The 11,981-nt window shown below is 33.3% G+C and carries 9 protein-coding genes; all 9 read left to right on the top strand.

Annotated elements, in window-relative coordinates; genetic code table 11:
* Positions 1–260 precede the first annotated feature (260 nt).
* The 9 genes from AC2A1C_RS15185 (at position 261) to AC2A1C_RS15145 (ending at position 11,919) form a co-directional block, all read left to right on the top strand.
* Positions 261–950 (top strand): hypothetical protein, encoded by a 690-nt coding sequence (locus tag AC2A1C_RS15185; RefSeq protein ID WP_484026758.1) that lies wholly within the window; start codon positions 261–263, stop codon positions 948–950.
* 1 nt (position 951) lies between these two features.
* Positions 952–1,653 (top strand): hypothetical protein, encoded by a 702-nt coding sequence (locus AC2A1C_RS15180; RefSeq protein ID WP_484026756.1) that lies wholly within the window; start codon positions 952–954, stop codon positions 1,651–1,653.
* Between the two features lie 11 nt (positions 1,654–1,664).
* Complete coding sequence (tssD, locus tag AC2A1C_RS15175) at positions 1,665–2,054, top strand: type VI secretion system tube protein TssD (RefSeq protein WP_484026755.1); 390 nt, start codon at positions 1,665–1,667, stop codon at positions 2,052–2,054.
* A 73-nt stretch (positions 2,055–2,127) separates the two neighbouring features.
* Positions 2,128–4,227, top strand: coding sequence for a type VI secretion system Vgr family protein (locus AC2A1C_RS15170; RefSeq protein WP_484026753.1), 2,100 nt, complete (start codon positions 2,128–2,130; stop codon positions 4,225–4,227).
* Positions 4,228–4,262: 35 nt separating this feature from the next.
* Positions 4,263–5,516 carry a tetratricopeptide repeat protein gene (locus AC2A1C_RS15165; RefSeq protein ID WP_484026752.1) on the top strand — a complete coding sequence of 418 codons (1,254 nt, stop codon included), beginning with the start codon at positions 4,263–4,265 and terminating at the stop codon, positions 5,514–5,516.
* Between the two features lies 1 nt (position 5,517).
* Entirely contained in the window at positions 5,518–10,266 is a 4,749-nt protein-coding gene (locus AC2A1C_RS15160; RefSeq protein ID WP_484026751.1) for an RHS repeat-associated core domain-containing protein, read from the top strand.
* A 12-nt stretch (positions 10,267–10,278) separates the two neighbouring features.
* Entirely contained in the window at positions 10,279–10,683 is a 405-nt protein-coding gene (locus tag AC2A1C_RS15155; RefSeq protein WP_484026750.1) for a hypothetical protein, read from the top strand.
* 38 nt (positions 10,684–10,721) lie between these two features.
* Positions 10,722–11,441, top strand: coding sequence for a hypothetical protein (locus AC2A1C_RS15150; protein WP_484026749.1), 720 nt, complete (start codon positions 10,722–10,724; stop codon positions 11,439–11,441).
* Positions 11,442–11,544: 103 nt separating this feature from the next.
* The gene (locus AC2A1C_RS15145) at positions 11,545–11,919 is read left to right on the top strand and encodes an RHS repeat domain-containing protein (protein WP_484026747.1); all 375 of its coding nucleotides are present in this window, start codon (positions 11,545–11,547) and stop codon (positions 11,917–11,919) included.
* The last annotated feature ends 62 nt before the right edge of the window (positions 11,920–11,981 follow it).

Here is an 11,981-nt window from a genome sequence, read left to right as displayed (position 1 = left end):
CATTTTAATGAAGAATTCTAAAAATTGGAAAAAATCACAAAATCTATCCATTTATTATCCCATAATTAGGAATCTTATGTGCTTTTATTTTCAATTTAGAATAAGTGTTAAAAATTCCATATAAATAGTAAAGTCAAGCAAAAGAGCTAAAAAACATACAGATATACTATTTTTTATAAGAATTGGAATGAATTTAAAAGAAAAAGGAAAGATTTTATATGTTATAGAAATAAACCCTGACAAAAATTTTGATTAAAATTATGAGCGAGAAACTAGCTAAAGCAGCAGAAGATTTAGCCAATAATGATATCATCATGGATAGTTATAGAGATTTCTATCAAGAAAAAGGATATTTTTTGACAAAGAATAGTGAATTATTGGGGGCAAAACGAAAGCCTCCTCAATTTCCAGTAAATTCTGTCGGTTTTGCAAAAAAATGGTTGGATAATAATTGGTTTGTTTCTACACAAAAGAAATATTTATTGTTATTGGCAGGATTTGAAGATAATAGAATTGTAAAGGATTCTGATCATTCAGCATTAAAAAAAGCATATGATAAATGGGAATCAGGGTATTTGGTTGTTTTTTATGGTAAGAATGCAAAATGGTCGTGCAATTTATTTTTAGGAGAAGCATTGTTTATGGCAGGTTACACAAATGTAATGGATTCAGGGAAATATCTTTCGGCCGATCAAGTATGGAAAGGAGTAAAGCTGAAAGCTGTAAAGAAAGATGATGTACAAAGAGGAGATATCGCTGCATTTAATGGCACTCATGTAGAAATTGTGACAAGAGTACGAAGAAATCAATGGCTTGAAGATGATGAATTTTGCTCAAGAGGAGCTGGTAGAGGCGCATCAGGAAATGGAGATGAAAGATGCGATGCAAGCAATTGGATTATTGGAAGTAGGGAAATAAATAACGAAAAAATTAAATTTTTTAGACCATAAAATGTATAAAAATTTGATTTTACTACTGGTATTTTTTATATCCTGCAAAAATGTAGAAGATAAGAAAAAACTTATTTTTTATACGGATTCATCTTTTAAGCATAAGAAAGATTCTATATCTGTGGATAATTTATCTGAAATAAAAAACGAAGGCTATTGTAGATTATATAATTCGGATAAATCTTATGAGCAAGGGAAACTTATGAATGGAAAAAAAACTGAAATATGGCAAAGTTATGTTAATATTTTAGAAGGGAAAAGTGTACTAGACGAAGAACGATTCTATTCGCAACAAGGGATATTAATTAATTATAAAACCTTTGATCGGAAAACCGGACACGTATTAGAAGAAAAAAAATATTCCAATGATGAATTAGTAGGAATCCAGAAGGAGTTCTACCCTTCAGGAAAATTACATATACAATTTGAAACAGACAAAAAAGGTAACTATATAAATGATTTTGTTGTTTTTTCAGAAACAGGGGAAAAAATTTTCACTTCTTATTTAGGAAATGAAGGTAGCGGTTATATTAAATATTATGATAGACAAAATAATTTAATATGGGAAGGTTCATTTAAAAACAAAAAAAAGGAAGGTTGGCATTATGAATATGTAGTTGGATATGGAAGCGAAAAAGTAGAATCCATTAGTACATTTTATAGAGAAGGTAAGCTTATTAGAACTAAAAAAAATAAATTATAATATAAAAAATTATGTCCTTTTTATCAAAATTAGAATTAGACGGCAACACGTACAATATTTTAGAGTGCAAATACAGCTTTACCCAAGCTACGGACGGAACCGGAAAACCACAGGGAATGCCTCAAGGTGGTGAAATCTTCATCCGCATAGAAAGCACCGGAAATCCGGAATTATTGGGCTGGATGTTGGATCACAATCAAACCAAGAATGGTAAGATCACATTTTTTAGAAGAGATGCGATGAGCAAACTTCAGGAGCTCACTTTTGAGAAAGCGTATTGCATCAATTTTGTGGAAACCTTTAATTCCAGCAATGAAGAGCCATTGCAAATTGAGATGCGTCTTATCGCCAAGAAATTCGATGTGAATGGAGCGATCCATGAGAAAACATGGAAAGAGTAAAATCAAAAAAAATCTTCAATAGATAGTCCTTTGTCTATCAGTGTTATAATTAAAAATACTAAAATAAACGAATATGTCTTTTCAGGAAAACAAAAACACCCCAAAAATCAATCCAACCGGAGGAACACCCAATGTTCCTTCTGTAAGTGAAGGTTTGGATGGATTGAAACAGCAAGGCATAAATGCTGTTGAAAACAAAATTTCGGAAGAAATCTCTAAAAAATTAGATAATCCGGTTGTCAATAAAGTCATTGAGAATAAGGACACCATAAAAAAAGTAATTAAGAGCTTTTCTACAGATGATAATGCAATAGGAACAGATGCCGCAACTGGAAGATTAAACCATCCTGAGGATATCAAAAAGTACACTTCTTTCAAAACCTTCAAAGACTTTTTGAATGATAAAGACAATATTCTGGTGTATTGTACTCTTACATTAGACGGTAATCCTTTTTTAGAAAAATCAAATTTTTCGTTGAGCCTTGAACAAAAAACCAACGATCATGATAATTTTCTTATCAAGGTTATGGATGATGCTTTAGATAGCTTTGAAGGATATGTGATGGAAAACTCCAAAAATATTTTAGGAAAGAAGATTGGTATTAATCTACATCAATACGGTTCAATAAGCCAGACGTTCAATGGAATCGTTTCCAATATTCGTAATAAAAAAGAAAATGGCTACGGTTTTCTGTATATCAGTGGTTATTCTCCGAGTATCTTACTGGAAAATGGATTGGACTGCCAGAGTTATGAAGAAAAAACATTGGAAGATATCATCAAAAAAGCTACAACAGAATATCCAGATGAAGCAAAAGTATTGGTAGAAAACCCCAATACACAATATCCGATTCCTTATACAGTACAGTATAAAGAATCAGACTATCAGTTTATTAAAAGACTGGCTATACGTTACGGAGAATATTTTTATTATAACGGACAACAACTTGTATTTGGAAAAAAAGTGCAGCCTATAGTAGATCTTCAGGAAAATGTAGATTTAATAGACGTAGAATTTGAACTCAACATAAAACCACAGGAATTCAAATATATAAGCTATGATAGTATTTCGGCTGAAGTAAAAGAAAAAGAATCCAGTTCAGTGCAGGTACAATATAAAGAAAATCCTTTTCAGGCAATTGCTATCAATGCTTCTAAAAATGTATTCAAGAAAAAGCCGGATACTCTTTTCAATGCCACCTCTCACCAAAATGTAGAACGGGATCTTAAAGAAATGGTGACACGACAGAGAGAAAGCAGAGAAAACCTCGTCATGATTAATGGAAGAAGCAAAACACCTAAAGTAATGGTTGGAGGTAGAGTAAAATTGAAGGATATTAATGGAAAGGCAATGGAAACATATCGTATTTTGGAGATTCGCCATTTTCATGATGGAAATAATTACTATAACGAATTTGTAGGAATTCCGGATTTATATACTTCTCCTTATTTTGATGAGACAGCATATCCCGAATGTGAAGAACAAGCAGCAATTGTTACAGATAATGACAATCCACAAGGAATGATACGGGTACAGTTTCCATGGCAAAAAAAGCAAGGACTTAAAACTCCTTGGTTGCGAGTAGTAACACCTTATGCCGGAAAAGGAAAAGGAATGCATATCATACCCGAAATTGGAGAAGAAGTGATTGTAGGATTTGATAATGGCAATGCTGAGAGACCATTTGTGTTTGGGGCGATGTTTAATGGAAAGGAAAGCGCGGGAAAAGGGGGAGCTGGAAATTACATCAAAGGACTACAAACGGCCAGTGGAAATAAACTTCATATGGATGATAATAAAGGGAGTGTAAATTTAACAGATAAAGGAACTATTGATTTTACTCTTGACGGAGAAGGAAATGCTTCATTAGTAGCCAATGAAAGTATAACATTATTTTGTGGAGAATCATCAATAACCTTATTGAAAGATGGTACAATTCTTATCAATGGAAAGGATATAGGAATTGGTGGTACAAGTAGTATTGGTATTGGTGTTGGGGGAAAAGATGCAGTTCCTACTTCAGGAATTGCTATTGAAGCAAGCACATTAGATATTGGTACAAAAACCCTCACTACTTCAGGAGAAACAGAAGTCAATGTAGGAGGAGATAAAGTTAATATAGGTGGAAAAACCAGCGTGAAAGTTTCATCAGGTGAAATTGATTTGAATTAAAGACTATGAATTCTGTTCACTTTGAAATGTTTAAGATGGGCAAAAAATGGGAAAAAGAACTAAAAAAAAATCCCAATGCCTCTACTTATGTTTTATTGGGAGATAAACATGAAACTCAAATTTTCGAAACCTATTTTAAATATCAATTATCTGAAGATTCAAAAACGGAAGATGTATATATGATACATTATCAGTCCTTCGAAAACCCTAATAAATATGGAATTTCTTTAGTTGAAGAGTGGTATAGTGTTTTTCAGGAATGGAAAGAACATTATGACATAGAAGATTCGTGGAATCCTAAAATGGATTCAGATAGGAAAACAGATGCATATGTATGCATAAAAGCACTTTTAGAATTAGTAAATATTTATCCTGAATTAAAAGAAAACAAAATTTTCATCCATCTTTCTCCAACAGCAATAAAGAATCCCAAAGGTTTTGAAAAATGGATTGTAGAATGTGGTGAAATAATAAATGAAAATAAAGCTCAAAACTTTATAAAGTTAGTATTTACTGATCATCATCAGTTTAGAACGATTAAAAACTTTCATAAACCTCATTTTTGGAGCTGTCCGATAGACATTAACAATCTAATGGAAAAAACTGCTGCTAATACCAACCGAGCAAAAGGAGCAAAAGATAATGACCTGCAACAGCTTATTTTAAAAGCCAGTACATTTTTAAGCAAGCAAAAATACGAAGATGCAGATATTACTCTTTCACAGGCTATGAGATTGGCGACAAGGGAAAATTTTATTCAGGGAAAAATACTGGCACAAATGATATTTGCCCAAAGTTCATTGGCACAGGGTGCATATAATAGAGCCGAAAAAACTTATATAGAATCTCTTAATGATGCTCAAAATGCAGGAGATTACCAAATAAAAACACAGGTTCATTATTCTTATGCAGGTTACTTTCTTATGAATTCCAAAAGAGAAAAAGCATATGAACAGTATAGAGAAGTGGTTAAACTGGCTCAGGAGAATAACGATGTTTTATTGGAAATTGAAACTCATAGAATTCTTGGACAATTATTCGAATATAGTCATAAAAAATCCGAGGCTGTTAGCCAATATGAAAAATGTGTAGAACTTACCGATTTGTTGCAAAAGGAAGAATTGGAAGGAAGCAGTGTTGCCTACACTGCCTCTTTACTTATAAATATCTATGGTAAAAATGATTCAAGGTCTTACAGGATAAATGAGAAGATGAAAAATTACTTTGGAGATGATTGGGAGAATAGGATTAAAGTCCCTGAAGAAATATCTAACTACAATAAAAATTGAGATGGAAAGCACAAATAAGAAAAATCCTAAACCAATACTGGTAAAAGCTCAAAAACCAGATATGAGTACCGACCATTCTTTAAAGTCGGCAACAATAACTACTAGTTTTTCTTCTAATAAGAAAGAAGATTCTACAACTGGTGGAAAATCAAGCGGTACTGGTGGTGGAGAACCTGGAGGTAGCCAAACTTCAAAGGTAAAACTTCTCAAAGCAGCCAAACCCGGAATGGCAAATACAGCTTTTCAGCATGTAAGTAAACACTTTGATTTTGTGTTGGGTGTAGATTTTCATTGGACGGTTACGCCTCTCAATTGGATTCCGTTACCTCTTCCTCATGCATTTGTTGGGATTATTTTTGATCCGATGGACTATATCCATTTTACAATTTCCATCCCTTTCATTAAAGTTGGAAAACCGCCACAACCTTTTAGTATGCCAATGGGAGGCTCTATCTATGTACATGGAAGACATAAAGCTACTACTACAACAAGTGTTATGGGAGTAGCAATTCCTTGGCAGCATCTTACCGGCATGATACCTGTTTATCAAATTGTAGATAAACCAATGGCTCCTCATGAAGGAGAAGTGTATTATGGTTCTAAAACAGTAAAAGGACAAGGAAGTGAATTGAGTGGTAATCAGCCTAATCATGTCTTGACCTGTTGGTCTCCGCCTGTGGGATTGACACCTCTACCTACGATGCCCAATAAAATAAAAAAAAATCCCTTAGCTTATTTTGCATTCTATAGTCGATTCCTCAAAATGTATGTTCAGATCAATACAGGGAAGCCTGTGTTAGTGGGAGGGCAATTCTTGCCTCATAATTATACCCTTGCAGAATATGCAATGCGTTTTGCAGGAATGGCTATCATGAGAAAAGTAACCCAATTGATAGGCAAGGCACTGGGAAAAATGGGAAGGGCATTCGCAAAAACCAAGCTGGCTGGAAAAATGAAGGCTTTAGGAACAAAAGCCCTTAAAAATATAAATAATAACGTATTAAGAAAAATATTCGGTAAGAACAATCCTCTTTCCAAAAAACTATGTAAGCACGGGTTTGATCCAATCAATTTTGTTACTGGTGCTCTTACTTTTGAATGGGGTGATTTTGAATTGCTAGGAAGCAAACCTATTAAATGTAATAATGCTTGGCATAGTGATAAACCGTTTGACTCTATGTTTGGAAAAGGCATATTCAATAGTTTTGATCTGAAAATTATTCCTGATGAAGAATCAGAAATCGCTGCATGGAATCATCCGGATGAGCTTATTGCAGTACCAATTCCCATGACGGATATTGATGATGAACCTTACTATTATCGTGCCCAAAAGATTGAGATGCACCGTCCTTCCTCTCAGGAATGGACTATCATTCATAATCAGAATACCTATTCCTATACACGATTTCATGATGCTGAAATAGGAGAAATATTCAGAATTTCCCATATAGAATATGCAGACGGAACAAGGTTGCAGTTCGAATACCAAAATAGTAAGTATAATGTTTTGGCTCGAATTACTGATGGAGCAGGAAGAAAATTAATATTTGAAGCCAACGAGAGAAAAAATAAAATAACTGAAATTTTCTATAGTTATAAAGGAGCAACCGAGTTACAAGTTTCTTATCAATATGATAAAAAAGGTAATCTTATCCATGTCACAGACGCTTTTGGGAAAAGTATTATTTTTGAATTTGATAATAATAACCTATTGGTAAAACGTACCAATAGAAATGACATGATCTATACTTTTGTCTATGACAAAGAAGGAAGAGTAATAGAAACCACTGGAATAGACAAATTTCAGCATGGTATTATAAAATATCATCCCGAGGAAGGATATAATGAAATCATCTATCCCGAAATTGCAGGAAAGATAGAAAAAATACATTATGATGACGACCAGATTATCTATCTGGAAGAAGATGCCTTGGGCGGAGAAACATGGCATGAACACAATGCCCATAACGAAAAAATGATGACTGCTTCTCCCGAAGGACGTACTGTTGGATACGAATACGATGAATATGGAAATGTTAAAACCTATCACACACCTGATGGCGAAAAATTTTCTTATTCTTATAATGAACGGGGGCAATTACTTTCCAGAACAGAACCTTCAGGAGTTTCAGAATATTGGGAATATGACAAATTGTACCGTCTGATATCCTATATGGCCAAAGATGGAAATCAGATAAATTACTTTTATGAAGAAGATAAACGTTTACCTTATAAGGCTATAGATAAAAAAGGACTGGAAATTCATTGGAAATATAATGAATTTGGTCAGGTAATAGAAACCACTACAAACAAAGGAAGAAAACAAGAATGGAATTATGATGAGTACGGAAGACTGATTGCTTATATTCCGGAAGAGGGAAAACGATCATTGTGGAAACGCGATAAAATGGGGCGTGTAAAAGCAGTGTATGATATTGGACAGAAACCTTTGAAATTTAAGTACGATGCATATGATCTTCCTGTTTTTGCTACTGACGGACAGGAAGAATGGCAAATGGAATACACGCCTATGGGAAGTCTTAAAAAACAAAGCCGAGCTTCTGCTATGCGTCCCGATAAAAAAGCGGTATTGCATTTTGAATACGATGCCTATGAAAATCTCTCCTCAATACGAAATGAAAAAAATGAAACGTATCGTTTCTTAAGAGATAAGAATGATGCTGTAATAGAAGAAACAGGCTTCGACGGACAAAAGAAAAAATACACCCGAAATACGGATGGACAAGTAGTACGTACTGTTTTTTCAGATGGGAAACAGGTGTTTTATGATTATGACCTTGCCGGAAGATTGGTGTACACCAATTATAATGACGGATTCTGGGAATCTTTCCAATATAACAAAAGCGGATTACTGGAAGAAGCTATGAATCCCATGGCAAAAGTACGGTTTGAACGTAATCAGTTGGGTTTGGTAACCAAAGAAATACAGGGAGAACATTTTGTAGAATATCAGTATGATGAAGCAGGAAATCTCCAAAACCTGAAAAGTTCTTTAGGAGCAGAGGTACACTATGCGTATGATGATATTGGCTACCTTTCTCAGGTAACTGCCAATAATAGCATTACCGGAACAGGAAATCATGATCAGGCTTGGCAAATGGTGCTGAAACGTAATAATGCAGGACAGGAAATTTCCAGAGCAATGACTGGAGGAATTACCTCTGAAATGGAATATGATCATGCAGGAAGACCTGTAAGTCAAAAAGTAACCTCCGGAAATACAAAAAAACTACACAACCAATATCAGTGGGCTGAAGGTAACCGTCTGCAATCTGCCATGAATGTTCTTACAGGAGGAAAAACAGAATATGCTTATGATACTTTCGGAAGTCTTGCAGGGGCTAAATATGACAATGGTGAAACCCTCTTGAAAAATCCTGATGAAGTAGGCAATCTCTATAAAACGGAAAACCGCAAAGACCGTATCTATGGCAAAAGCGGAAAATTACTGAAAGACGAAAAATGGTATTATTTATACGATGCTCATGGCAATTTGAGGCTGAAAACATCACGTATTCAGGATACGCAGGAGCTTAACAGGATACAGAAGGAAGAAAAACCAAAGAAATTCTCATTCTTTATAGATGAGGTAAAAGAAGAAAAGCCTAGTCCCAAAACATTGGACTACTACCTTCGTACAGACATAAAATATACTCAGGAGGACAAAGAGAATTACAAACGTTTAAAGGAGCAACAAGTTGAAGATACCATTTCTCAACAGCAATGGCAAAAAGGCGATTGGGAATATATCTGGTTTGCTAATGGAATGCTGAAAGCCGTAAAAAAACCAGACGGCAGCTTGGTAGAGTTTGAGTATGATGCTTTAGGAAGACGTACCGCAAAAATTGCCAATGGAAAAATAAACCGTTATCTTTGGGATGGAAACGTTCTTTTACATGAATGGAATTATAATCTAGATGAAAGACCAAAACTTTCTGTTGATACCGAAGATAAAGTTGGCTATGATAGAGAAGAACCTTTAGATAATCTGGTTACTTGGGTGTATGATCTTAATAATTTTAATCCAAGTGCAAAAATAGTAAGTGGTAAAACGTATGCTATTATTAATGATTACTTAGGTACACCAACACAAGCTTATGATGAACGTGGAGAAAAAGTTTGGGAAAGAGAGTTAGATATTTATGGTAAGCCAAAAAAGGGAAGTAACGATTTTATCCCGTTTCTATATCAAGGACAGTATTATGATGAAGAGACGGGACTTGCCTATAATAGATTTAGGTATTACGCCCCTAATACAGGAACTTATATAAGTAAAGACCCGATAGGATTGATGGGGCATAACCCTAATTTATATGCATATGTAAAGAATAGTAATAATTGGATTGACATTTTCGGACTAGATCCTATTAAAATTCGTCCAAGTGATTTAAGCGGAGGGGTTCATGCACCAGATGCAACATTAAACCAAGCTCTTTCCAGGGCAGCTAGAAGTGGTGATCCACAAGGACAATGGTTATCAGAAGATGCGATATATAAAACTGCCGATAAATATGATTTTTCAAAAGGAGGGGTACAAGTTGTTGATATTGATAAAGGAGATGGTCATGTAGTACACAATCCTGTTGGATCATATCCAGAACTTCCTAAGGGAGAAAAAACGTATTTAATAGTTCCGGCAGAACGGGCTATTATAATTCCAAAAGATGACGGGTTACATTTATTTCCGATTGATGAAACTCATCCTCAGTTTAAGTCTAATTACCATTAAATATATAATAAAATGATTAAAAATATATATGATCCAGATAATGAAGATATATTGTCTTGGTTGAAAAATAACGAGAAATGGCCAGCATCAGATTGGGATTATTATGTAATGAATGGCAAAAATGATGATTTGGTTTACAATTTTGCTAATGATATAAACTGTTCTAAAAAAGAATTTTTTATTCATTGTTTATATTATTTTATAGGTGATGTATATAATAGTAATAATATTCAAAAATACTCTTTAAGAATAAAAAATCTTTTAGAAAAAGATGATAACAATATCTTGCCACAAGTTAAGGAATGGAAAAAAAAGACGGAAGATTTATTAGCAGGCAAATTGAAGTTTGATAATGAGTTTTGGCTTAATTATTTGTTTTACGATGATATAAAAAAACTTGATGAAAACCAAGATTAGGAATCAAAATAGCAAAACAATATTACAAATCGATAAATGTGAATGATGTAAGATTTTTCTACTCTACAAAAAATAGCTTAGAATTATTAAAAGAATCGTTAATTGAGAAAAAGGATATTATAAACAATAAATCATTGTTACAATTGGAATTTTGTTCAGATATTCCTTTATCAGATTTACAAAATCAAGCACTCTTATATTCCGAAAATATTTATACATTATTTAATCATCGTAAAAGGTTAAAAGACATACATATGTATGATATTCTAGAGTCTATTCTTTATTTAATTGCAACTAAATATGATTTAGTAGGTTTCATAAACGAGTTTAAGTTAGATAAATTTCAAAAAATTATTCCATTAGAAAAAAGTAGCCTATTTTATTATAGTAGAATGTATATAGAGTTTATAAATGGTAAATTATTAGGATGGGATAATGATTATCTAGCTAATTTAGCTAACAAAAATAAAGAAAACCTAGACGATTTTTATATAGAATTTATTAGTGTATTGAACAATGATACTAATTACTTAATACATTTAATAGAAAATGATTTAAAGTCTATTAATAGAATGAGAAACTTGTATAAAACATATCCTCAAGAAAAAACAATTGGTTATCAAAATTTCAGTTCATTACTTTCTTTGTTTGGGAAAATTTCACTTTGGGAATTTTTTGGTAATAAATTCGAGGAGAAAACTTTAAATAACCTTTTTATGAACGAATTTAATAAAAAGGTTAACTTTTTCTATTTTTGAATCAAATAGTTAGTTTAAAAGTAATTTATGAAACGTTCTTTTACATGAATGGAATTACAGTGTAGATGAAAGACCAAAACTTTCTGTTGACAATAAAGGCAAAGTGGGTTATGATAAAGAAGAGCCTTTGGATAATCTTGTAACTTGGGTGTATGATCTTACTAATTTTAATCCAAGTGCAAAAATAATAGGCGATGAAAAATACGGCATTATCTCTGATTACTTGGGAACTCCAATACAAGCCTACGATGAACGAGGAGAAAAAGTTTGGGAAAGAGAATTAGATATTATTTATGGTAACCCAAGAAAGGGAAGTAACGATTTTATCCCATTTCTATATCAAGGACAGTATTATGATGAAGAGACGGGACTTGCCTACAACAGATTTAGGTATTGCGCCCCTAATACAGGAACTTATATAAGTAAAGACCCGATAGGGTTAAAAGGAGGTCTAAATAGTTGCTCCTTAACTCCTTAACGGTAGTGTCTCACTAACTGTGTAAGTTAAAAAGTTATTCTGAAAAATTTTTGAGCTCTTAC

Source organism: Chryseobacterium sp. HNCC26DJ241 (assembly GCF_057180505.1).
Note: the sequence above shows the minus strand (reverse complement) of the source record. Positions and strands in the feature narration are given on the sequence as shown.

What these genes read in the sequence shown, in the direction of transcription:
- AC2A1C_RS15185 (WP_484026758.1), top strand. Translation starts at nt 261, where the DNA reads ATGAGCGAGAAACTAGCTAAAGCAGCAGAAGATTTAGCCAATAATGAT.
- AC2A1C_RS15180 (WP_484026756.1), top strand. Translation starts at nt 952, where the DNA reads ATGTATAAAAATTTGATTTTACTACTGGTATTTTTTATATCCTGCAAA.
- tssD (WP_484026755.1), top strand. Translation starts at nt 1,665, where the DNA reads ATGTCCTTTTTATCAAAATTAGAATTAGACGGCAACACGTACAATATT.
- AC2A1C_RS15170 (WP_484026753.1), top strand. Translation starts at nt 2,128, where the DNA reads ATGTCTTTTCAGGAAAACAAAAACACCCCAAAAATCAATCCAACCGGA.
- AC2A1C_RS15165 (WP_484026752.1), top strand. Translation starts at nt 4,263, where the DNA reads ATGGGCAAAAAATGGGAAAAAGAACTAAAAAAAAATCCCAATGCCTCT.
- AC2A1C_RS15160 (WP_484026751.1), top strand. Translation starts at nt 5,518, where the DNA reads ATGGAAAGCACAAATAAGAAAAATCCTAAACCAATACTGGTAAAAGCT.
- AC2A1C_RS15155 (WP_484026750.1), top strand. Translation starts at nt 10,279, where the DNA reads ATGATTAAAAATATATATGATCCAGATAATGAAGATATATTGTCTTGG.